This is a genomic window from Streptomyces showdoensis (assembly GCF_039535475.1).
Classification (GTDB): Bacteria; Actinomycetota; Actinomycetes; order Streptomycetales; family Streptomycetaceae; genus Streptomyces; species Streptomyces showdoensis.
Window position 1 is genome coordinate 874,854 of record NZ_BAAAXG010000026.1, and the last position, 21,930, is coordinate 896,783.

At 70.4% G+C, this 21,930-nt stretch carries 22 protein-coding genes; 14 read left to right on the top strand and 8 right to left on the bottom strand.

The genetic code is table 11. The features are described from left to right. The first annotated feature begins 143 nt into the window (after positions 1 to 143). On the top strand, positions 144 to 1,964 hold the full coding sequence (locus tag ABD981_RS16580; protein ID WP_382748343.1) for a PIG-L family deacetylase: 1,821 nt from the start codon (positions 144 to 146) through the stop codon (positions 1,962 to 1,964). A gap of 60 nt (positions 1,965 to 2,024) precedes the next feature. Here the strand turns inward: ABD981_RS16580 and ABD981_RS16585 are convergent, their stop codons facing one another. The 6 genes from ABD981_RS16585 to ABD981_RS16610 form a co-directional block, all read right to left on the bottom strand. Continuing rightward, on the bottom strand, positions 2,025 to 4,676 hold the full coding sequence (locus ABD981_RS16585; RefSeq protein ID WP_131723872.1) for a peptidoglycan recognition protein family protein: 2,652 nt from the start codon (positions 4,674 to 4,676) through the stop codon (positions 2,025 to 2,027). Between the two features lie 180 nt (positions 4,677 to 4,856). After that, positions 4,857 to 6,050 carry an elongation factor Tu gene (gene tuf / locus ABD981_RS16590; RefSeq protein ID WP_046908240.1) on the bottom strand — a complete coding sequence of 398 codons (1,194 nt, stop codon included), beginning with the start codon at positions 6,048 to 6,050 and terminating at the stop codon, positions 4,857 to 4,859. Positions 6,051 to 6,200: 150 nt separating this feature from the next. Further along, entirely contained in the window at positions 6,201 to 8,327 is a 2,127-nt protein-coding gene (gene fusA / locus ABD981_RS16595) for an elongation factor G (protein WP_046908239.1), read from the bottom strand. Between the two features lie 39 nt (positions 8,328 to 8,366). Next, the gene (gene rpsG / locus ABD981_RS16600) at positions 8,367 to 8,837 is read right to left on the bottom strand and encodes a 30S ribosomal protein S7 (protein ID WP_046908238.1); all 471 of its coding nucleotides are present in this window, start codon (positions 8,835 to 8,837) and stop codon (positions 8,367 to 8,369) included. Between the two features lie 2 nt (positions 8,838 to 8,839). Further along, positions 8,840 to 9,211, bottom strand: coding sequence for a 30S ribosomal protein S12 (rpsL, locus tag ABD981_RS16605; protein ID WP_003948652.1), 372 nt, complete (start codon positions 9,209 to 9,211; stop codon positions 8,840 to 8,842). Positions 9,212 to 9,607: 396 nt separating this feature from the next. Beyond that, positions 9,608 to 10,057: a helix-turn-helix domain-containing protein gene (locus ABD981_RS16610; protein ID WP_046908237.1), complete on the bottom strand. Its 450-nt coding sequence runs from the start codon at positions 10,055 to 10,057 to the stop codon at positions 9,608 to 9,610. Between the two features lie 245 nt (positions 10,058 to 10,302). Between ABD981_RS16610 and ABD981_RS16615 the strand changes: the two genes are divergently transcribed. The 3 genes from ABD981_RS16615 to ABD981_RS16625 all read left to right on the top strand — a co-directional run bounded on the left by ABD981_RS16615 (position 10,303) and on the right by ABD981_RS16625 (position 11,649). Beyond that, a complete protein-coding gene (locus ABD981_RS16615; protein WP_240495256.1) occupies positions 10,303 to 10,650 on the top strand; it encodes a WhiB family transcriptional regulator in 348 nt (115 codons plus the stop codon). A 91-nt stretch (positions 10,651 to 10,741) separates the two neighbouring features. Continuing rightward, positions 10,742 to 11,446: a hypothetical protein gene (locus tag ABD981_RS16620; RefSeq protein ID WP_046908305.1), complete on the top strand. Its 705-nt coding sequence runs from the start codon at positions 10,742 to 10,744 to the stop codon at positions 11,444 to 11,446. After that, the gene (locus ABD981_RS16625) at positions 11,440 to 11,649 is read left to right on the top strand and encodes a hypothetical protein (protein ID WP_046908236.1); all 210 of its coding nucleotides are present in this window, start codon (positions 11,440 to 11,442) and stop codon (positions 11,647 to 11,649) included. Before ABD981_RS16620 ends, ABD981_RS16625 begins: the two co-directional genes overlap by 7 nt. A gap of 78 nt (positions 11,650 to 11,727) precedes the next feature. Here the strand turns inward: ABD981_RS16625 and ABD981_RS16630 are convergent, their stop codons facing one another. Continuing rightward, positions 11,728 to 12,561, bottom strand: coding sequence for an ATP-grasp domain-containing protein (locus tag ABD981_RS16630; protein ID WP_046908235.1), 834 nt, complete (start codon positions 12,559 to 12,561; stop codon positions 11,728 to 11,730). A 314-nt stretch (positions 12,562 to 12,875) separates the two neighbouring features. Between ABD981_RS16630 and ABD981_RS16635 the strand changes: the two genes are divergently transcribed. From ABD981_RS16635 to ABD981_RS16650, 4 genes are all read left to right on the top strand, one after another. Further along, positions 12,876 to 13,286 (top strand): hypothetical protein, encoded by a 411-nt coding sequence (locus ABD981_RS16635; protein WP_046908234.1) that lies wholly within the window; start codon positions 12,876 to 12,878, stop codon positions 13,284 to 13,286. 138 nt (positions 13,287 to 13,424) lie between these two features. Next, the gene (locus tag ABD981_RS16640; protein WP_046908233.1) at positions 13,425 to 14,036 is read left to right on the top strand and encodes a phage tail tube protein; all 612 of its coding nucleotides are present in this window, start codon (positions 13,425 to 13,427) and stop codon (positions 14,034 to 14,036) included. Positions 14,037 to 14,130: 94 nt separating this feature from the next. Continuing rightward, positions 14,131 to 14,421: a hypothetical protein gene (locus tag ABD981_RS16645; RefSeq protein WP_046908232.1), complete on the top strand. Its 291-nt coding sequence runs from the start codon at positions 14,131 to 14,133 to the stop codon at positions 14,419 to 14,421. A 119-nt stretch (positions 14,422 to 14,540) separates the two neighbouring features. After that, complete coding sequence (locus tag ABD981_RS16650) at positions 14,541 to 14,867, top strand: hypothetical protein (RefSeq protein ID WP_240495255.1); 327 nt, start codon at positions 14,541 to 14,543, stop codon at positions 14,865 to 14,867. 57 nt (positions 14,868 to 14,924) lie between these two features. Here the strand turns inward: ABD981_RS16650 and ABD981_RS16655 are convergent, their stop codons facing one another. After that, a complete protein-coding gene (locus ABD981_RS16655) occupies positions 14,925 to 15,782 on the bottom strand; it encodes a hypothetical protein (protein ID WP_123954532.1) in 858 nt (285 codons plus the stop codon). Positions 15,783 to 16,037: 255 nt separating this feature from the next. Between ABD981_RS16655 and ABD981_RS16660 the strand changes: the two genes are divergently transcribed. The 6 genes from ABD981_RS16660 (at position 16,038) to ABD981_RS16685 (ending at position 21,913) form a co-directional block, all read left to right on the top strand. Further along, on the top strand, positions 16,038 to 16,235 hold the full coding sequence (locus ABD981_RS16660; protein WP_046908304.1) for a hypothetical protein: 198 nt from the start codon (positions 16,038 to 16,040) through the stop codon (positions 16,233 to 16,235). A 236-nt stretch (positions 16,236 to 16,471) separates the two neighbouring features. After that, a complete protein-coding gene (locus ABD981_RS16665) occupies positions 16,472 to 17,227 on the top strand; it encodes a hypothetical protein (protein WP_131723871.1) in 756 nt (251 codons plus the stop codon). Positions 17,228 to 17,257: 30 nt separating this feature from the next. Next, positions 17,258 to 18,460 carry a phage tail protein gene (locus ABD981_RS16670; RefSeq protein WP_046908228.1) on the top strand — a complete coding sequence of 401 codons (1,203 nt, stop codon included), beginning with the start codon at positions 17,258 to 17,260 and terminating at the stop codon, positions 18,458 to 18,460. Continuing rightward, positions 18,457 to 19,707, top strand: coding sequence for a hypothetical protein (locus ABD981_RS16675; RefSeq protein ID WP_046908227.1), 1,251 nt, complete (start codon positions 18,457 to 18,459; stop codon positions 19,705 to 19,707). Before ABD981_RS16670 ends, ABD981_RS16675 begins: the two co-directional genes overlap by 4 nt. A 45-nt stretch (positions 19,708 to 19,752) precedes the next feature. Beyond that, complete coding sequence (locus tag ABD981_RS16680) at positions 19,753 to 20,676, top strand: phage distal tail protein (RefSeq protein ID WP_046908226.1); 924 nt, start codon at positions 19,753 to 19,755, stop codon at positions 20,674 to 20,676. A 37-nt stretch (positions 20,677 to 20,713) separates the two neighbouring features. Beyond that, positions 20,714 to 21,913: a hypothetical protein gene (locus ABD981_RS16685; RefSeq protein WP_046908225.1), complete on the top strand. Its 1,200-nt coding sequence runs from the start codon at positions 20,714 to 20,716 to the stop codon at positions 21,911 to 21,913. The last annotated feature ends 17 nt before the right edge of the window (positions 21,914 to 21,930 follow it).

Here is a 21,930-nt window from a genome sequence, read left to right on the forward strand (position 1 = left end):
GGCGGAGCGTTCTCGCGGGAGCGGTCGCGGCCGCCGCCGCGACGGCCGCCGGATGTTCCGTCCCCAGGCCGCCCAGCACCGAGAAGAGCGCCGACCCGGCGCCCGGCCGGCCCGTCGCGCACGCCTCCGGGCGGGCGCTCCTGATGCAGTTCGCCGCCCACCCGGACGACGACCTGTACTTCATGAACCCCGACACCCAGCGGCTGCTCGACGCCGGGGTGCCGCTCGTCTCCGTGTACGTCACGGCCGGCGAGCACACGGGCAAGAACTGGATCAAGGGCATGCCCGCGACCCCGCCCGACAGGGCCGCCTACTCCTCCGCCCGCCACCAGGGCCTGCGGCAGGCATACGCGGAAGCCCTCGGCGCAGACCGCTTCATCCGGTGGCAGAAACGAATCATCACCCTCGCCGGCGGGCGGCGGGCCGAGGCCGACGTGCTCGTGCACGACGGGCGCCGGGTCGAGCTGGTCTTCCTCAACCTGCCCATGCACACCTCCCGCCGCTCCATGGCGCTGCCCGCGTTGTGGGAGGACCGCGCCCTCGAACTGCGCACCCACCTGTCCGCGGACTCCCCCGTCACCCGCTCCGACGGCTACGACCACGACGGCCTGACCGAGGTCCTCGCCGGGCTCCTGGCCAGGTACCGGCCGACGGTCGTGCACACCCTCGACCCCGACCCGGACATCCAGCACAGCGACGAGGCCACCCGCAAGCGGGACAGCGAGCAGCCCGGCTACTCCGACCACGGCGACCACACCGCCGTCGCCTCCTTCACCTGGGCGGCGCTGCTGCGCCGGGTCGCCGACGCCACCGCCGCCGGAGAGCCCGTCCCGGCCTTCACCACCACGGCCTTCCGCGGCTACTACAACCGCCACTGGCCCAAGAACCTCCCGCCCGGGGTCCTCGCCGAGAAGGCCGCCCACCTCGTCCCCTACGGGGGCGACCCGTCCTGGGAGTGCGGCAACCCCTCCGGCTGCGGCGACTACGGCGTCGGCGGCGACCGGCCGCTCACCAACAGGAAGGGCTGGGTCCGCGCCACCCACTACCGCTGGCCCGCGCCGGGACCGGCCGTCGCCACCGAGCCGGACGGGCGGCTCGCCGCGTACGGCGTGCTCGGGCTGCGCGCCGTCCGCTGGCACGAGACGGCCCCCGGCTCAGGCCGCTTCGGCGCGCCCGAGGACCTGGGCGGCGGCCCGCTGGCGCCCGCGCTCGGCCGGGCGGTGCTCCGCGACGGGCGCGTCCTGCTCTTCGGGGTCCGCTTCGCCGCCGTCGCCGGTCGCGGCGGCCCGAACCGGCGCGAGCTCGTCCTCCTGGAGCAGCGCTCCCCCGGCGGCCCCTTCCTCGCCTGGCGCGGCCTGGGCAGCCCGGAGCGCGGCGACGACCGCAGCCGGCGGATCGGCGCCCCGGTGGCCGTCGCCGCGCCCGACGGCCGGGTCCACCTCTTCGTGCGCGACGCCGACAAGGGCGTCTCCACCCGGGTCCGGGCCGCCGACGGCGCCTGGGGCCCGTGGCGGGCGCTCCCCGCGCAGGGCGAGCTCCAGGACGGTCTGACCGCCCTGATCGACGCCACCGGCCGGGTCCACCTCCTCGCGGCCGGCCGCGAGGCCGTACGGCACTGGATCGACGGCTCCCCCGCCGCCCCGCTGCCCCTGGCCGGGGACCCGGTCGCCGCGGTCCCGGCCCCGGGCCCGGACGGCGTCCGGGTCTTCTACCGCCGCCCGGCCGAGGCCCGGCTCCGCACCACGACCGGCACGGCCCCCGCCTTCGCCGGCTACGGCCTCCTGTCCGCCGCCCCCGGCCCGGCGCTGCTGGGCCGGGACGAGCTCCACCGGGTCCAGCTGCACCGCGCGGGCCGTCTGCACACCCGTACGGGAGGACCGGCGCCGGTCGGCGACGCGGTGCTGCACGAGGGGGCGGCGGTCGGCCTGGGTGCGGACGCGCGGCCGTGGGCCTGGCGGCCGTAGGAACGCCGAAGGCCTGCCTCCCCGAAGGGAGGCAGGCCCTCAAGCAGCCCTGCGCTCAGGTCACTTGGTGAAGTAACCCGTGATGTCGGCCAGCAGGTCGACCGAGCCGGACTTGTTGTAGAAGTTCACCTTGCCGTTGACGACCGGGACGACCACCAGGTTGGGGATGGTCAGGCCGGAGGTGAAGTTCAGGTTCGACGCGCTGGTGCGGGCCGTGCCGTCCGGGTAGACGGAGACGAAGCTGCCCGCGGTCGGGTTGGTCGCGGTCACGTTCAGGACGACGGCCGTGACGCCGGTCGCCGGAACGCCCTGCACGCCCGCCACGTCGAGCGTGACGTAGCTGTCCGCGCCGATGGCGCCCTTGCGGACACCGAGGCCGGAGCGGGTGTCCATCAGGCGCTTCGGACCCAGGTTGATGTGCGAGGCGCCGGTGTTCTCCGAGGTGAAGTAGCCGGTGATGTCGGCCAGCAGGTCCACCGAGCCGGCCTTGTTGTAGAAGCTGACCTTGCCGTCGACGACGGGGACGACCACGAGGTTCGGGATCGTCTGGCCGGCGGTGAAGTTCAGGTTCGACGCGCTGGTGCGGGCCGTGCCGTGCGGGTAGACGGAGACGAAGCTGCCCGCGGTCGGGTTGGTCGCCGTCACGTTGAGGACCACGGCGGTGACCTTGTCGGCCGGGACGCCGTTGACGCCGGCCACCTGGAGGTCGACCGTGCTGTCCGCACCGACCTTCGCCTTGGCGACGCCGGTGCCGTAGCGGGTGTCCATCAGCCGCAGCGGGCCGAGGTTCACGTGGGTGGAGCCGCTGTCGTCCTTGGCGTAGTAGCCCGTGACGTCGGCGAGCAGGTCCACGGAGCCGGCGTGGTTGTAGAACCGCACCTTGCCGTCGACGACCGGGACGACGACCAGGTTCGGGATCGTCTTGCCCGCGGTGAAGTTCAGGTTCGACGCGCTGGTGCGGGCCGTCCCGTTCGGGTACACGGAGACGAAGCTGGTCGCGGTCGGGGCGGTCGCCGTCACGTTGAGCACGACGGCGCCGACGCCGGTGTCCGGGATGCCGGCCTTGCCGGTGACCTGGAGCACGACCTCGCCGGCCGGGCCGACCTTGGCCTTCGGCACGCCGAGACCGGAGCGGGTGTCCATCAGGCGGGCCGGGGTGAGCGGCTTGTAGGTCTTCGGCCCGGGCACGGTCACGGTGACCGGCGCGGAGGTGGTGACCTTGCCGGAGATGTGGGTGGCCCGGACGGCGACGGTGTGGTCGCCGGCGCCGCTGACGGTCAGCGAGGAGCTGCGGATGTGGCCCCAGGCGGAGTTGACGGCCTGGCCGTCGACGAGCACCTCGAACTTGTTGATCAGGCTGTTCGGGGTGGTGCTGGTGGACCAGTTCACCTCGACCGGGCCCGGGGTCTCGTACCCGTCGCCCGCCTTCGTCGCGCCACCGCCGAGCGAGTCGATCTTCAGGTCGGCGACGGAGCCGGTGGCGTACGAGCGGATCTCCGGCAGCTGCGGGTACAGCTTGGTGCCGGGGCACTCGGTGTTGAAGCCGTTGCGGTGCCCGGAGACGGCGTCGAAGCTGTACGTCTGGCCGACGGTGAACTTGTCGCCGAAGAAGTTGTTCTGCGTGGCGCCGGCGGTCAGCGTGGCCTTGCCGCCCGGGTCGACGCCGTACTGGCCGAGCTTGTACGCGACGACCTTGGCCGCCGAGATCAGCGCGGCCTGGGGCGCGGCCTTGTCGGTGTAGTTGCCCATGATGGACACGCTGGTCGACTCGGAGTTCCAGCCGTAGGTGTGCGCACCCAGGACCGGCTGGTCGACACCGCCCTGGCGGCCCTCGAAGATCGTGCCGCACTTGTCGACGAGGAAGTTGTAGCCGAGGTCGCGCCAGCCGTTGGTCTTCACGTGGTACACGTGGATCGCCCTGACCAGGGCGGCGGACTGGGCGCAGTCGTAGTCCGCGTCCGTCGTGTGGTGCACGAACGCGGCCTTGATCTTCCCGCCGGGCAGGTAGATCGGGCCCTCGTTGTTCAGGGTCTCGTCGGCGCCCCACTCGGCGCGGGTGACGATCGTCGGCTTCGGAGCCGTCGACGCCGGGCCGGTCGGGGTCGGCGGGACGTCGGCGCGGAAGGCCGTGTTCTCCGCGTTCAGGTCACCGGCCGCCTTCGCGGGCGTGCCGGGGTCGACCAGGTCGAGCCGCAGGCCGGCCGGGAGGACGCCGCTGGCGGCCCCGTCGGTGACCCGCACCTCGGCGCCGTCGGAGGCGCCGACCCAGATCGGCTCGGTGGAGCCGCGGGCGCCGGCCCGCTTGCCGTCCAGCAGCGCCGGGTAGGGCTCCAGGTCCATCCACTCGGTCCAGGCGCCCGTCTCGGCGTCGCGGGACCGGGCCTGGATCTTGCCCTTGATCTTCGCCTCGGGGTCCGTCCAGGACACGCCGAGGAGGCCGAAGCGCTGGGTGTCACGCTGGGACAGGATCGCTTCGCCGTGACCCTTGTCGGTCAGGGCCAGCTTCTGGACCTCGCTCTTGACGGGTCCGGTCTCCTCGCCCGTGGCGCTGTAGACGCTGGGCGGGTTGGGCGTGGGGCCCTCCTCGCCGAACACCGCGCCGTTCGCGGCGGCCTGGAATCCCAGCACCGTCGCCGCCGCGAGACCCGCGGCGATCGCCGTACGGCGCACCCGCTTGCTCTGTTTGCGGCGTACTCCACGTCCCGAACTCAAGTCGAATCCACCCCTGTATGTGGCCATGACACGCCTGACCGGCCGAGCCTACGGGACGTCAGGTTTGCGGCTGCCACCGGGGTGGGCAAACAGAAGGGCCCCGCACCGCCGAAGCGGTACGGGGCCCTTCCAAGCAGCTCTGTCGAGCTACCAGGTCAAACCACCGAAGTTCGTGAGAACTTACTTGGTGATCTTGACGACCTGGCCGGCGCCGACGGTCCGGCCACCCTCACGGATGGCGAACTTGAGGCCCTCCTCCATGGCGATCGGCTGGATCAGCGCGACCGACATGGCGGTGTTGTCGCCCGGCATGACCATCTCGGTGCCCTCGGGGAGGGTCACGACGCCGGTCACGTCCGTGGTACGGAAGTAGAACTGCGGGCGGTAGTTGTTGAAGAACGGGGTGTGACGGCCACCCTCGTCCTTCGACAGGATGTAGGCCTGGGCCTCGAACTCGGTGTGCGGCGTGACCGAACCGGGCTTGATGATGACCTGGCCGCGCTCGACGTCCTCGCGCTTGATGCCACGGAGGAGCAGACCGACGTTCTCACCGGCCTGGCCCTCGTCGAGCAGCTTGCGGAACATCTCGATGCCGGTGACCGTGGTGGTGGTCTTCTCGGTCTTGATGCCGATGATGTCGACGGTCTCGTTGACCTTGAGGACACCACGCTCGATACGACCGGTGACGACGGTGCCACGACCGGTGATCGTGAAGACGTCCTCGATCGGCATCAGGAACGGCTTGTCGACGTCACGCTCGGGCTGCGGGATGGCCTCGTCGACGGCGTGCATGAGGCCGAGAAGCTTCTCGCCCCACTCCTTGTCGCCCTCGAGCGCCTTGAGCGCCGAGACGCGGACGACCGGCAGGTCGTCGCCCGGGAACTCGTACTCGGTGAGGAGCTCACGGACCTCGAGCTCGACGAGCTCCAGGATCTCCTCGTCGTCCACCATGTCGGCCTTGTTCAGGGCGACGACGATGTACGGAACGCCGACCTGGCGGGCCAGGAGCACGTGCTCCTTGGTCTGCGGCATCGGGCCGTCGGTGGCGGCGACCACGAGGATGGCGCCGTCCATCTGCGCCGCACCCGTGATCATGTTCTTGATGTAGTCCGCGTGACCGGGGCAGTCGACGTGCGCGTAGTGACGCGACTCGGTCTGGTACTCGACGTGCGCGATCGAGATCGTGATACCGCGCTGGCGCTCCTCAGGAGCCTTGTCGATCTGGTCGAAGGCCGAGGCCTCGTTCAGGTCCGGGTACGCGTCGTGCAGCACCTTGGTAATGGCGGCCGTGAGGGTCGTCTTACCGTGGTCAATGTGACCGATGGTGCCGATGTTGACGTGCGGCTTAGTCCGCTCGAACTTCGCCTTCGCCACTGGGGTCCTCCTGTGGAGTGGTTCTGTACGCCTTACTCATCGGCGCCAGGTGATCTTTGCTGGGATGCCGTCCGCCGGGGACTCTTCCTTCGGGTTCGAAGTCCGAGCCCCGGCGTACGGTGTCAAGCCTAAAGCGTGCACTCGGGTGAGTTACTCGCCCTTGGCCTTCGCGATGATCTCCTCGGCGACGTTCCGCGGAACCTCGGCGTAGGAGTCGAACTGCATCGAGTAGCTTGCGCGACCCGAGGTCTTGCTGCGGAGGTCTCCGACGTAGCCGAACATCTCCGAGAGGGGCACGAGGCCCTTCACGACGCGAGCGCCGCTGCGCTCCTCCATGGCCTGGATCTGGCCACGGCGGGAGTTGATGTCACCGATGACCTCGCCCATGTAGTCCTCGGGCGTGACGACCTCGACGGCCATCATCGGCTCAAGGATGACGGGAGAAGCCTTGCGCGCGGCCTCCTTGAAGGCCTGCGAGCCGGCGATCTTGAACGCGAGCTCGGAGGAGTCGACCTCGTGGTAGGCACCGTCGAGAAGGATGACGCGGACGCCAGTCATCTCGTAGCCGGCCAGGATGCCGAACTGCATGGCCTCCTGCGCACCCGCGTCGACCGAAGGGATGTACTCCTTCGGGATGCGGCCACCGGTGACCTTGTTCACGAACTCGTACGAGGCGTCGCCGCCCTCGATGGGCTCGATCGCGATCTGCACCTTGGCGAACTGACCGGTACCACCGGTCTGCTTCTTGTGGGTGTAGTCCACGCGCTCGACGGCCTTGCGGATCGTCTCGCGGTACGCGACCTGCGGCTTGCCGACGTTCGCCTCGACCTTGAACTCGCGACGCATACGGTCGACGAGGATGTCGAGGTGAAGCTCGCCCATACCACCGATGATGGTCTGGCCGGTCTCCTCGTCAGAGTGAACCTGGAAGGAGGGGTCCTCCTCCGCGAGACGCTGGATGGCGACACCCAGCTTCTCCTGGTCACCCTTGGACTTGGGCTCGATCGCGACCTGGATGACCGGCGCCGGGAAGTCCATGGACTCCAGGATGACCGGGTTCTTGTCGTCGCACAGCGTCTCACCGGTGGTGGTCTGCTTCAGGCCCATGACGGCGACGATGTCGCCGGCGCCCACCGAGTCGATCTCCTCACGCTTGTTCGCGTGCATGCGGTAGATCTTGCCGATGCGCTCCTTCTTGCCCTTGACGGAGTTCAGCACCGCGGTGCCGGCCTCCAGGCGACCGGAGTAGATCCGGACGAAGGTGAGCTTGCCCAGGTGCGGGTCGCTCGCGATCTTGAACGCGAGGGCGGCCAGCGGCTCGTCGTCGGACGGCTTGCGCTTGACGACGACCTCGGCGTCCTTGACGTCGTGGCCCTCGATGGCCTCGACGTCGAGGGGGGACGGGAGGTAGCGGACGACCGCGTCGAGCAGGGGCTGAACACCCTTGTTCTTGAACGCGGTGCCACAGAACACGGGGGTGACCGTGGTCTCGCCACCCTTGCCCGAGGCAATGGTGATGCGACGGATCGCGGCGTAGAGCTGCTCCTCGGTGGGCTCCTGGCCCTCCAGGTAGAGCTCCATCAGCTGCTCGTCGTTCTCGGCGACGGCCTCGACGAGCTTGCCGCGCCACTCCTCGGCGAGCTCGGTGTGCGTGGCCGGGATGTCGACGACGTCGTACATCTCGCCCTTGCTGGCCTCGGCGGACCAGACGAGCGCCTTCATGCGGACGAGGTCGACGACACCCTGGAAGTCGGCCTCGGCACCGATCGGGAGCTGCATGACGATCGGGGTCGCGCCGAGGCGGTCCACGATCATGTCGACGCAGCGGAAGAACTCGGCACCGGTCCGGTCGAGCTTGTTGACGAAGCAGATACGCGGAACGCCGTAGCGGTCCGCCTGACGCCAGACGGTCTCGGACTGGGGCTCGACGCCGGCCACGCCGTCGAACACGGTGACAGCACCGTCGAGCACGCGCAGCGAACGCTCCACCTCGACGGTGAAGTCGACGTGGCCCGGCGTGTCGATGATGTTGATCGTGTGGTCGACGTTCTCGAGCGGCCAGTGGCAGGTGGTGGCAGCAGAGGTGATCGTGATGCCACGCTCCTGCTCCTGCTCCATCCAGTCCATCGTGGCGGCGCCGTCGTGGACCTCACCGATCTTGTACGAAACGCCGGTGTAGAACAGGATCCGCTCGGTGGTGGTCGTCTTGCCCGCGTCGATGTGGGCCATGATGCCGATGTTGCGCACCTTGGCCAGGTCAAGCGAAGTGGTAGCCATAAGGCTTCAGTCTTCTCTCGGTCTCGATGTGGGTTGCGACTACCAGCGGTAGTGCGCGAAGGCCTTGTTGGACTCGGCCATCTTGTGCGTGTCCTCGCGCTTCTTGACCGAAGCGCCGAGGCCGTTCGAGGCGTCCAGCAGCTCGTTCATGAGGCGCTCGGTCATGGTCTTCTCGCGACGGGCGCGGGAGTAGCCGACCAGCCAGCGCAGCGCCAGGGTGGACGCGCGACCGGGCTTGACCTCGATCGGCACCTGGTAGGTGGCGCCACCGACACGGCGGGACTTGACCTCGAGGGACGGCTTGACGTTCTCGAGAGCGCGCTTCAGCGTGACGACCGGGTCAGCGCCGGTCTTCTCGCGGAGGCCCTCCATGGCGCCGTACACGATGCGCTCGGCGGTGGAACGCTTGCCGTCCAGCAGGATCTTGTTGATCAGCGAGGTGACAAGAGGAGAGCTGTAGACCGGGTCGATGATGACCGGGCGCTTCGGGGCGGGGCCCTTACGAGGCATTCTTACTTCTCCTTCTTGGCGCCGTAGCGGCTGCGAGCCTGCTTACGGTTCTTGACGCCCTGCGTGTCGAGGGAACCGCGGATGATCTTGTAACGAACACCCGGCAGGTCCTTCACACGGCCACCGCGGACGAGCACGATCGAGTGCTCCTGCAGGTTGTGGCCCTCACCCGGGATGTAGGCCGTGACCTCGATGCCCGAGGTCAGACGCACACGCGCGACCTTACGGAGGGCCGAGTTCGGCTTCTTCGGGGTGGTCGTGAACACACGCGTGCAGACGCCGCGGCGCTGAGGGGAACCCTCAAGTGCGGGCGTCTTGTTCTTCTCGACCTTGTCCTGCCGGCCCTTACGGACCAGCTGCTGGATCGTAGGCACTACTTCTCCGGTTTCTGTGTGCCGTCGGTAAAACTAACCTGGAACATTCGCCGACCCACGCGGTCGGGTGTGTCGAATCCTGCGAACCTCCGCCAGAGGCGGAGAGAGGCGCGGATCGCGGTGGCCGGTATCGGACTCAGTCTGCGGTTGAGGACACGCACACGAGTCCGGGCACACCCCAGGCACAAGGCATGAGCGTACCTATCGCATGGACTCCGGTCAAAACAAATGCCCACGCGCAAGCCGGCCCGGGCGACCTGGGAGAACGCCGCCCATGCCGGGTCACGACGTGGTAAGCGGGGCGCGCGGGGGCCCGGCACGCCCCGTACGGCCCTGTGCGGCCCCGTACGGCCCGCCGGGACCCCGCACGACCGGGGGTGCGGGGTCCGCGCGGGGTCAGTCCTGGGCGGCGCGGCGGGATTCGGCCGTTCCGCGGGCGTCGGCGCCCTCGGCGTCCGGCTCCAGGAACTGGGTGACGACCTTGACGAAGACGTCCATGCGCTCGTCTGGGACCCCGAGCCAGCGCGCGAAGTCCTCCATGGTCGGCTGCCAGTCGCCCGGCGCGAGCAGGTCCTCCGCCAGCGGCAGCTCCTCCGGGGTCACCCGGCCGGACCGGATGAGCATGTCGCGGACGGAGACCCCGAGGAGCGGGGCGATCCTGCGCATGGTCTCCAGGTCCGGCATGCTCTGCCGCTGCAGCAGCCGGGTCACGGCGGCACGGTGCACTCCGGCCTCGTCCGCGATCCGGGACTTCCCTCCACCGCGGGGGCTGTCGATGTCGTAGCCGCGCGCTCGCATCAGGCCCTCGACCCATCCGGCGAACTCGTCGAGCCCTTGAGTGCTCATGTGTGTACCGCTCCCTCTAACTCCCCCACCTTTCGGGCCCCTTACTTTAGCGTGCTTGCGCGCACGGAATTACGTGCTTTCGGGCACGCAATCGTGTCGAATCGGTGAAGGGGCGCCCCCAAAGGTAGTTGCGAGCTCGCACGCAACATGTCAGTGTTCTCGCCGCCGCACTCGTCGGTCTCCTGAGTCCCAAGGGCCCCACTGGCCCCATGGGTGCCTGGGGCCCCGGAACGTGGAGAACCTCCTTGCACCAGTCCGACTCCTCCCCCTGGCAGGCCTCCGCCGCCTGCGCCGACCTCTCCCCGTCCGTCGTGTTCTCGCGCCGCGGCAAAGAGGCGGCCCCGGCCCTGCGCGCCTGTGCCGTCTGCCCCGTCCGCCGCGAGTGCGAGACGGCCGTCGCCCCCGCCGAGAGCTGGTTCGACGGGGTCTGCGCCGGGCGCCTGTGGCGCAACGGCCGCCCGGTGAAGCCCCGCCGCCGCCGCGGCGAGCCGGCCCCGGCGCCCCGGACCGCCGCCACCGCGCTCGCCGGCCACGCCGACCACGCCGCTCTGGACGCCGCGGGCGCCGCCCTCGCCGGAGGCGACCGTGGCTGAGCACATCCGTGACGCGGCCACGGCGGAGCACGCGGAACCCACCGAGTACGCGGCCACGTCCCCCGCCCCGGGGGCCGCCGCCGACGAGCGGGTGGTGCGGGACATCGTGCTCTGGACCGCCTCCCTCGTCCGGCAGTTCCCCGAGCTGGCCGAGGAGCTCGCCCCCGGCCGCCGCTCCCCCGCCGGGAGCGCGCCCACCGCCCCCCACCCGGGGCGCGACGAGCAGATCCGGGCGGAGCGGCGGGAGGCGCTGCTGCTCGAACAGCGGCACGGCCTCTCCGTACCCGGCCACGGCGCCGCCCCGATCCGGCTGCACGTCTCCGACGCGATCCGCGACATCACCGACGGCGTGGTGGAGCTGGAGGAGGCGGTCTGCGCCCGCCTCGGGCTGCCCCGGCCGCGCCGGGCGGGCGTCGTGGAGCGGCTGCGCCGGGTCACCGGGACGCTCGACACGATCGCGGCCCACCCGGTGCTGGCCCGCCACGTGCGGGACGAGATCCGCCGGATGGCGCGCCGCTGCGCGCGGACGCTGGGCGACGCGGAGACGGTCGTACGGGTGTCGGGGCGCTGCCCCTGGTGCGACTCGGTGTCGCTGCGGGCCTTCCCGGACCGGCGGGCGGTGCTGTGCGTGAACCCGGCGTGCGTGTGCACGGACCAGGCCTGCGGCTGCCAGGACGACCCGGCCTACCGGCACCTGTGGCCGGAGGACGGGTGGACGGAGCTCGCGGACGCGTCGGGTGCGCGCACGGACGAGATCGAAGCGGCGATGGACGACACGAAGGAGACCTCATGCTGAGCTCGACCGCGCTTTCCCTGCCGGCACTCATCCCGGGACCGCTCGCCGCCGTCGAGGCGGGGGTCGCCCCGGCGACGATCCGCAAGTGGGTCCAGCTGGGCCACCTGCGGGCCGCGGGCAGGGCCGGCCGGGCGCAGTTGTTCCGCCTGGAGGACGTCTTCGCCGCCGAACGGGCGGCCCGCCGCCGCCCCCGCACCGCCTGAACCGCCCGAACCGCCCGCCCCGTCGAAGCGCCCCGTGTCCCCTGGGAGACACGGGGCGCTCCGGCGTTCCCGGCAGGCCTAACGGGCGCCGAGGAAGCCCCGCAGCGACTCGGCCATGGCGGCCACGAACCCCGCGCGCACCGCCTCCGGCACCAGGTCGAGGGAGAGGTACGGGTTGAGGTCCTCCAGCTCGACCAGGAGCAGCTCGCCCTCGCGGGTGCGGCAGGCGTCGACGCGCTGGATGCCGTGGTCGAGGGTGTTCCAGTCGACGAACCGGCGGGCGAAGCGCAGATCGGCCTCGTCGGCCTCGTACGGCTCCAGCTCCCAGCGCCGCTCGGGGTCGGGGGCGTACAGGGCGTACTGGAAGCGGTCGTCGACGAAGTAGAAGGAGACCTCGTGGCGGAAGTCGATCCGCGGCTGGACGAGGAGCCCCTCGCCGTACGCGAGCCCGGCGAGCTCCTCGTACGGGAGGAAGCGCAGCCCTATGGAGTCGGCGCCGGCCTTCGGCTTGACGGCGTACGAGCCGGCGGCGGGCAGCCGGTCGAGGTCCTCGGGGCGGTCGACGGTGGGGATGACGGGGAGTCCGGCGGCGGTGAGGTCGAGGAGGTACTGCTTGCCGGCCATGTCGCCGCGCCCGTGCAGCGGGTTGTAGACCCGGGTGCCGCGGGCGGCCGCGCGGGCGCGGAAGTCGTCGTAGGCCTCCTGGTAGTGGAGGACGGGCCCGCTGTTGCGGACGACGACGGCGTCGAAGCCGTCCATGAGGGCGGCGGCGTCGCGCGGGTGGCAGAGCGCGAGGTCGAACTCGGCGCGGAGCCGGGCGGTGAGGTCGATGTCCTCGTCGCAGTAGCGCCGTCCGCGGGCCGGGTAGGCGAGGTCGGAGACGTAGAGGAGGCGGGGGCGGGCGGCGGACACGGGCGGCTCCTTGTTCGGGGAAGACCGGGCCAACCTATCCGCCGGCGCGAAACCGCAGGTCAGGGTCGCGCGGCAGCTCTTCTTCCGGGGAGTCCCGCACCGGATCACCGAACTAGTTGCGTGCGCGCACGCTCTCTGTCACAGTTGGTGCAGCGGCGGAGCTGCGCCCGCAGACGGGCGGCGGTCTCCGCCGTTCGCCGTCCGGGAGCGCTCCGCGCCCCCGCCCCCTTCCCCGCGTCGAGCGCCCCGGGCGGCACCCCGCACCACCCGCACCACCCCCTCTCCCCTCCCGCCTTCCTTCGAGGAGAACCGTCATGACCACTCCCCCGAGTGCGTTCCCGGACGTCGAGAAGCTGGTCGTCGACGTCCTCAAGGCCGACCCGGCGCTGGCCGGTGCCTCGGTCGCCGCCCAGGCCCCGGCCGGTTTCGACGGGACCCAGAGCGCGGTCCTCGTCAACCGCCGCGGCGGCGCCTGGATCGGCGACCTGCACCTGGACAAGCCGCTGATCGAGTTCGAGGTCTACGCGCCGACCAAGCCCGCGGCCCATCTGCTCGCCAACGCCGCCCGCAAGTCGCTGCTGGGCACGCTCGGCAAGCCGCTCGGCAACAGCCTCGTCCAGGACGTGGAGGAGATGGACGGTCCGCGCTGGACGCCCGACTACCTCTACCGGGGCGCCAACCGCTACCTCTGCCTCATCCAGCTCTCCCTGACCGTCGCTCCCTGACGGTCCCGCGCAGGCCGTCACCCCCGTGCCGGCCGCCCCCACAGACCAGGCCCTGCCGTCCGGCGGGGCCTTTGCCGTACCCGGACCCCGACGGTCCGGGGCGGTGCCCTCACCCTCTCATCAAGGAGAAACACCACCATGGCAGGAAACAACTCCGCCGAGATCCGCGTCGCAGGTGCCGGCAAGCTCTACGTCGCCACCGCGGGCAACGCCGCCCCGACCTCCTTCGGCGCCGACTCCGCCACCGACTGGTCGGGCGCGGGCTGGAAGGACCTCGGCTTCACCTCCAGCGACGGCGTCACCTTCTCCAAGAAGGACAAGCTGGAGGCCATCGACTCGTGGCAGTCGGTCTCCCCGATCCACTACATCTACTCGGCCCGTGACCTGTCGCTGAAGTTCTCGATGCTGCAGTTCAACGAGGACACGCTGCCGTTCTTCATGGGCGGCGACGCCGTCAAGCAGGACGCGGCCCCGGCGGTCGACACCTACCGCTACGAGATCGCCGAGCGTCCGTTCGCGGACGTGCGCGCCCTCGGCCTCGAGTTCACCGACGTCAAGGCCGGTGGCACGACCGTGGTCAAGTACCGCTTCATCATCCCGAACGGCCAGGTCACCGCGACCGACGACATCAAGCTGGGCCGCAAGGCCGCGTCCCAGCTGGGCGTCACCTTCACGGCCATGTCGAAGGGCGACGGCAAGCCGCTGGCCACCTTCATCATGAAGGACAGCCAGTACTCCGCGACCGTCTGATCCTTCTCCACCCGGGGCGGGACGGCCCACCGCCGTCCCGCCCCGCCCCTTTTCTCCGCAGCCCGCACCACCCGACCAAGGAGTACGCATCACCATGACCCGCTTCGACGTCAACGCCGCTCGCGCCCAGCGCCTGGAGGCCCACGGTCGCACCTGGTCCTTCGAGCTGGACGGCGAGTCCTACACGCTTCCCACCGAGCTCTCGCGCAAGACGGCCAAGGCCCTGCGCCAGCTCGACGACAACGACGTGGACGGCCTGCTCGAACTCCTGATGGGTGCGGAGCAGTACGCCCGCTTCGAGGAGCACGAGGTCACCATGCAGGACGTCGGCGCCATCCTGGAGGCCTACGGCGCGGAGACCGGGCTCGGCCTGGGGGAAGACTGAGCCTCGTCGAGTTCGTCGACGAACACGCCGAGGCACTCGAGGCGGACCTGCTCCGCTACTACGGGACGGACCTCCTCGACTGGCATCGCGGAGAACTGTCGAGCAGACGCCTGATGGTCATGATCAAGCATCTGCCGCAGGACGGCGCCGTGCAGCGCGATCTGCACGGGGAGTCCGCGGAGTGGTCGATCACCGACCACCTGATGGCTGCCGCGGTGGACCATCTCGCCGTCGCCAACTGGATGTTCCAGGCCGTGAACACGGGCGAGGACGACGAGACCCCCGATCCTCCGCAGCCGATCCCCCGTCCCGGCCTCAAGGACGATGAGGACGACGAGAACGACGGGCACGGCGAGCACGACGGGGACGGTCACGGAGCGGGGGGCCCTTCGAGGACGAACGCCGAGACGATCTCACCGACGGCGCTCGCCCGCTTCTTCGGCTGACCCTCCGCCCGGCCGTCCCCGGCCGGCCACCCCCATGGCCCCCGGCGCCCGTTCCCGTCAGGGAGCGGGCTCCGGGGGCACTTCCCGTGCTTGCTCGACGCCCAGCTCCTGCTCCAGGGCCTTGGCCCGGTCGGACAGGCGGCGCCCACGCGCACGCGCGCGGGCGTCCGGGTCGGCGGGTTCGCCGCCGCGCCGGTCCTGGGCGGGCACGCTGGTCAGCGGCGGCACGATCGGACGCCCGCCCTTGCCGCGGACGACCTTGCGGACCGGCTGGGCGGCACGGCGGGGGCGGCGTTCGGGTGTCGCGGAGGGCCCGGCCCCGGCCTCCTGTTCCGGCCCCTGCCCGCGTTCGGCTTCGGGCCGGCGCGCGGGTCCCTCCTCCGGTTCCCCCGCGGAGTCGGGTTCCTGTTCGGGAGCGGGCTCGGGCCGGGCCTCGGACTCGGGCCGGGCCCCGGACTCGTCCGGGTAGGCGTGCTCGGCCCGCTGGTCGAACAGCCGGCGCTCCAGGCGCACCCGCTCCTCGGCCTGGACGAGCGAGGCCGGCGGTTCGAGCAGTCGGGCGAAGGGCAGCGTGATGACCCGGGCCCCGTCGGGGTTCGGGTCGGTGCGCCGTTCCGGGCGCCGGAGGCCGCGGGCGTCGGCCTGTCCCTGGGTGTAGGCGTCGCCCACCCGCTTCTCGTACTCGCGGCGGATCCGCGGGAGTTCGTCCGCGACAGCTTCGGCCCATCCGCCGGTGAACGCGGCGGTCTCCCGCCGGTCGACCTCGGCACGCGGCAGGACGACGAGGTCCTCCGGCGCGTAGCCCTCGACATGGACGAGTTCGGCGAGGCGGGCGAAGAGATGCGGCAGGTCCGGGTGGGATTCGAGCCAGTCGACGCCCCGTTCCCGCCGGCTAGCCCCCGGCTCCGTGTCCATGCGTCAGCACTGCCTTCCAGCCCCCTGGGGTCCCCCCGCGCGCCCCTCGCGCCCCGTCGCCCCCCGACTGTGTCAGGTCTGGGGAACGCATCGTCCAGGGTACCCCGGTTCGAACACCGGCTCCGATCTGGACCTCATCCAGGGGAGTGGCCTGATCAGCACGCCTCGGCGGGCGTTTCGACTCGACAAAGCTCGAACTCTTGTTCGAGAATGACTATCGCTCACTTGTTCGACACCGGAAGGCAGGGCACCACCATGACGTCTCAGGCCGGGGGAAGCCACACCGGGAACACGTTCCGCGACCGCGTCGAAGCGTTGCTCCGAGGCCCCGGCCCCCTCGACAAGCTCGCCCTGATCGACACGCTCGACGCCGAGGCCTCGGCCCTGGAGATCCGTGCCTACACGGCCGGCTGGACCGACGCCCTCGCCGAACTCCGCCGCGTCTCCCGCTGAACCCTCCTCTCCCGCCGAACCCGGGGCACCACTGAACCCGGGCAAGCACGGGACCACGAGCGCCACACCATGAGCCCCCGCCGCCCGACCACGGAAACCCCTGCCGTCCCGGCAGTCGCCGCCCTCGTCGGATCCGCGTCCGCGCTCATCCGCTGACACAAGACACAAGGAATCGAAACCCGACCCCGGCAGGGGTCGGGTTTTTTGCATCCCTCTCAAGCAGAGGACGAGGTGAAATGGCACGAGATCTCAAGCAGTTGGATCAGGACGTCGCCGCCGCCGAGAAAGAAATCGGCATCCTCAGGGCCGATGTCAACGCCCACGCGACCAGCATTCAGACGCTCACCACCCAGATGGGGAACCTTCCCCAGGGTCAGAACGTGGCCGCCCGGCTGGCGGGCATCGACACGAAGCTGTTGGACATGTCCAACAAGTTCAAGGAGTTCCGCTACCTGGTCTTCGGCCTGGCCGCCACCGGGACCCTCGTCAAGTTCGACATCCAGGCCATCAAGATCGACCTGACTCTCCTGAAGAAGATCGACGAGAAGAACGTCTGGAACTTCCTCAAGCTCCGGACCGGCATCGAAAAGGCCCAGAAGATCTTCACGAAGCTGACGAGCCGGGGCAGCGGAAGCCTCTTCGAAAAGCTGAAGGACCAGATCCTCCGGGAAAAGGCCAAGGAGCGGAAGAAGAAGGAAGCGGAGGACGCGAAAGAGGCCGAGAAGGCGAAAGCCGCCGAGAAGAAGCTCCAGGAGGACCTCAAGGGTCTGCCGAAGCGCGTCGGCAAGAACGAACAGGACATCGACAAGATCCTCAAGGCGCTGCGCGGCGCCAGGGACAGCGCCACCACCGCCCGCAACGACCGCACCGGGCTCCGACCGAACCACCAGGGCGTCGACGCCCAGAAGCCGACGGTGGGCCCCGTGGCCAAGGACGTGAAGAACCTCCGCAGCGCGGTCGACCAGCTCATCGCGTCTCTCGGCGCCCTCTGACGATCAACCCATCTGAGAAGTGAGGGATCCATGTCTCTCGTCAAGTCACTGACGTCGAGCTCCAACGCGCTCAAGAGTTTCAAGGACAAGGCCGCGGAAGCGGCCCGCGCCACCGACGGCATCCGGCAGAAGGCCCGCACCGGCGAGACCGGGCTGCGTTCGCTGCAGACCGCATCCCAGGGGACCTCCGGTCAGCTGAAGAGCCTGAAGACCGCGTCCGACCAGGCCGAGCGGTCCATGACCAAGGCCGGCCAGACCGGCCAGAGCGCCGGAACGAAGCTCGGCAAGTACGAGTCCGGCGCGGGCAAGGCGGCGAAGGGCCAGGACAAGCTCAACAAGTCCATGAAGGGCAACTTCCTGGCCCGCCTGATCGAGCTGTTCATGCCGCTCATCGAGAAGATCGTCGAGATGGCGTCCCGCTCGAAGACGATGCAGACGATCATGAAGAAGGCGTTCGACGCCATCAAGGTCGTCATCAGCGCCGTCATGAAGGCCATCGGCCCGATCATGAAGAGCGCCGGCGCACTGATCAAGACGGTCTGGAACGGCATCAAGAGCGCCATCTCCACCGTGGTCAAGGCCGTCGCGACCGTCGTCAAGACCTACGTGAACATCTGGAAGACCGTCATCACCACCGTGATGAAGGCGATCAAGACGGTCATCAGCTCCGTCTGGAACGGCATCAAGGCCGTCATCACCCCGGTGGTCAACTGGATCAAGAGCGCGATCCCCAGCGCCTTCCAGGCCGTCAAGGACAAGATGTCGTCCATCTGGAACGGCCTCAAGGACATCGCGTCCCGAGCGTTCAACGGCATCAAGAGCGGCGTCTCCGGCCCGATCAACTCCATCATCGGGCTGATCAACCGCATGATCAGCGCCGTCAACCGGGTCAAGGTCAGCGTTCCCGGCTGGGTGCCGATCGTCGGCGGCAAGACCTTCGGCGTCAGCGTGCCCACCATCCCGATGCTCGCCACCGGTGGTGTCGTCATGCCGCGCGCCGGCGGTGTCCCGGCGATCATCGCCGAGGCCGGCGAGGCCGAGGCCGTGCTCCCGCTCTCCAAGCTGGACCGGCTGCTCGCCCTCACCGCCCGCCGCGCCCGCATGTCGGCGCAGATGCAGTCCGGCCAGGGCGGCGGCGTCGGGCTGCACATCGAGAACTACCACGCGGCCCGTAACAGCGACCCGCAGTCCACCGCCGACGCCCTGATGTACCTGGCCAAGGCGCGCGGATGAGTGCCGCCGCGGCCATGCCGCTCGACCCGTTGAGGGGGAGCGCGTCCGGGTTCGCCACGCTGGGCCGCAGCGCCGGACAGGCGGTCGTCACGGTGCGGCGGATCAAGGACGCCGTACGGCAGGCTGCCGGTGGTGTCGACCGGCTCGGCGCCGCGGCACGGAACGCGGCCGGTTCCGTGAGCGACTTCGGACGGAACGCCTCGACGGCCGGCGCCTCGCTCGGCAAGCTCGGCAAGCCCGGCACGGCGAACGGCGTCAAGTCCTTCGGCGACAAAGCCGGCAAGGCCAACGGCGTCTTCGGCAAGCTCGGCAAGGGGCTCGGCGGGATCCTCACCATCCTCCTGCCGATGCTCCCCATCACCGACATCATCACCGGGCTGATGGACAAGTTCGGCATGGTGATGACCGTCGCCTCCGTCGTCATGATGGCCGTCAACGTCGCCATGCGGGCCAACCCGCTCGGCTTCCTCGTCGGCATCCTGGTGCCGGTCGCCGCCTGGCTCATCGAGTACGCGATGAACAGCGAGGCCGGGCAGCGCATCATCGAGCAGGTCATGAAGCAGGCGTTCAAGGGCTTCGAGTCGATCTGGAAGTACCTCCAGCCGGTCATGGAGTTCGTCGGCAACGCCGTCATGACGTACTTCCAGGGCTACCTCACGGTCATCACCGGCGCCCTGACCGTCATCGGCGCGGCCGTCGGCGGCTTCTCCGGCACCGGTTCCTCCGTCTCGTCCTCCTCCAACGCCCTCCGTGGCATCGCCTCCGGCGCCATGGGCGGGATCCGCAACGCCGTCCAGCCGATGCTCTCCTTCTTCACCGACCAAGTGCCCGGCTTCTTCCGCTCCGCCAACACCGCCGTCGGCGGCGCCATGCACGGCTTCGGCGAGCTCATCAAGGGCGCGCTGACCTCGGTCAGCGGCGTGGTGACGGGGCCCATCAAGGGCCTCATCGCCTTCGCCAACTGGATCATCGACGGCCTCAACAAGCTGAGCTTCGACTTCCTCGGCAAGCACTTCGGCGTCGACATCCCGAAGATCCCCATGCTCGCCGAAGGCGGTGTCGTCTTCCCCGGCGCCGACTCCGCGCCGCGCATCGACCCCGTCACCGACCTCGACAACCGCCGCGTCCCGGCGATCACCGAGGCGCCACGGCAGCCCCACCGCATCCGGGACTTCCACGAGGACGCCGGTGCCGGCCCCCGGTCCACCGCCGAGGACCTGCTCTTCCTCATGGCCGCCCACGCCTGAGGCGCCCACCCACCCGACACCCCTCAGAAGTGAGGTGACGGCCTCATGGCCGAGACCACCACCCCCTATGCCGGAAGCAACTTCACCGCCGACCTCGCGCCCGGCTCGCTCATCACCCAGGACGGGCAGATGCAGTGGGCCGGGCTCCTCATCGGGCCCGGCACGCCGTTCGCCGTCGACCGGAGCGGGCTCCAGGGCTGGGAGGACCTGCCCGAGTACGACTCCTCCGACGCCGACCGGCCCACCTCGCACGGCGCCTGGCCCGGCTCGCGGTACGCCAAGCCGCGCAAGATCGGCGGCACGATCGTGCTGGTCCCGGAGTGGAACCAGGCCGGCGAGGCGATCCGCGCCCTGCGCCAGGCGCTCGCCCTGCTGGACGAGGAGCGCTGGCTCACCGTCCGGCTGCACGGCGAACTGCTCGCCGTACGCGCCCGGATCGCGCAGCGCGTGGTCCCCGCCGACCAGGGCTTCGCCACCCAGGGCAGCTCGAAGATGTCGATCCAGTGGCTCGCCTCCGACCCGCGCCGCTACGCCGTCAACGAGCAGTCCGCCTCCACCACCCCGCCGCAGCCCGAGAGCGGCCTGACCTGGCCGCTGGTCTGGCCGCTCAACTGGGGCCAGGCCAAGTCGACCGGCGACGCCATCGCCGACAACACCGGCTCCGCGCCCACCCACCCGGTGATCGTCTTCCGCGGCCCCTGCTCCATGCCGACCGTCACCGAGCGGGTCAGCAGGCGCCGGCTGCGGTACGCGATCGACCTGGCGGCCGGCGACGAGCTCGTCGTCGACACCGCCAACGGCACCGTGATGCTGAACAACACCGCCTCCCGCCGGCACACCGCGATGGCCGACTCCAGCCCGGAGGAGCTGTTCCTCCTCGAACCGGGCCGCACCGAGCTGGCGTTCCGGCCCGACTACGCCACCCCGGACGCGCTCATGACGATCCGCTGGCGCAGCGCCGAATGGTGACCGACGTCCCGCCGAGAACCCCGCAGAGAGGTGAACCATGACCGTCAAGGCCGCCTGGCTCCAGCCCACGGGCCAGACCCGCGAGGACACCCGTCTCACCCTGGCCGCACTGCTCACCCCGAGCGGCCAGAGCCCCGAGGAGACCCCGCTCCGCTCCCGCCCGGGCATCGTGCCGGGCGGCTTCGTCCTGACCCCGACGGCCGCCATGCAGTGCGCCATCGGCACCGGGCGGGCGATCGTCCAGGGCAAGGACACCAAGCAGGGTGCCTACCTGGTCAGCGCCGTCACCCCGGAGACCGTCACCATCGACGACGGTGATCCGCAGTACGGCCGGATCGACCTGATCGAACTGGCCGTCATCGACGACGACTACGACAAGACCGGCACCACCACGGCCGTCGTGCGCCTGGTCAAGGGCACCCCGTCGGCCACCCCGGTCGCCCCGCCGAGCGGCCCCGGCAGCACCCTGCCGCTCTACACGGTGACCGTCCCGAAGGGCACCTCCGCCGGCACCGGCGGCATCGCCTGGACCACCGGCGGGTACGCCACCCAGCACTGGCCCGTGGTCGCGCTCGGCGGCATCCTGCCGACCAGCGGCTTCAAGGGCGCGTACGTCGGCCAGTACCGCGACGCCGGCGGCATGCTCCAGCGCTGGGACGGCGCGACCTGGATCTCGTACCCGAAGGCGATCGGCGGCATCGCGCCCGGCTCCCTGCTGTCGACCGGCAGCTACACCGGCCAGTACCGGGACAACGGCACGAGCCTGCAGCGCTGGGACGGCACGACCTGGCAGTACGCCGAGGGCACGGCCAAGATCCTCTTCGGCGCCACCCAGTGGCTGTCCGGCGAGCAGCAGACCGTGCCGCCCAACACCTGGACCGTGCTCAACCTGCCGACGGTCGAGATCGACGACGCCGCCGGCTGGAAGAGCGCCAACACCTACGTCGTGCCGCGCACCGGCTGGTGGAGCGTCTCCGGCCAGGCCACCTGGCAGAACGACTCCCAGACCGGCATGCGGGGTGCCCGGATCATGGTCAGCGGCGTCGGCCAGTCCCGTACGACCTGGCTCGTCCCCGCCGGCAACGGCGCCATCTCCGTCGGCGGTACGGGCCTCATGCGGCTCGTCGCCGGCGACACGCTCCAGCTCGCCGGGTTCCACAACCACACCGCGGCGATCAAGACGCTGGGCGGCTCCGGCTACGCCTGCACCCTCACCGCCGAGTGGCTCAAGTCCTGACCCCCACCGCTTCCCGA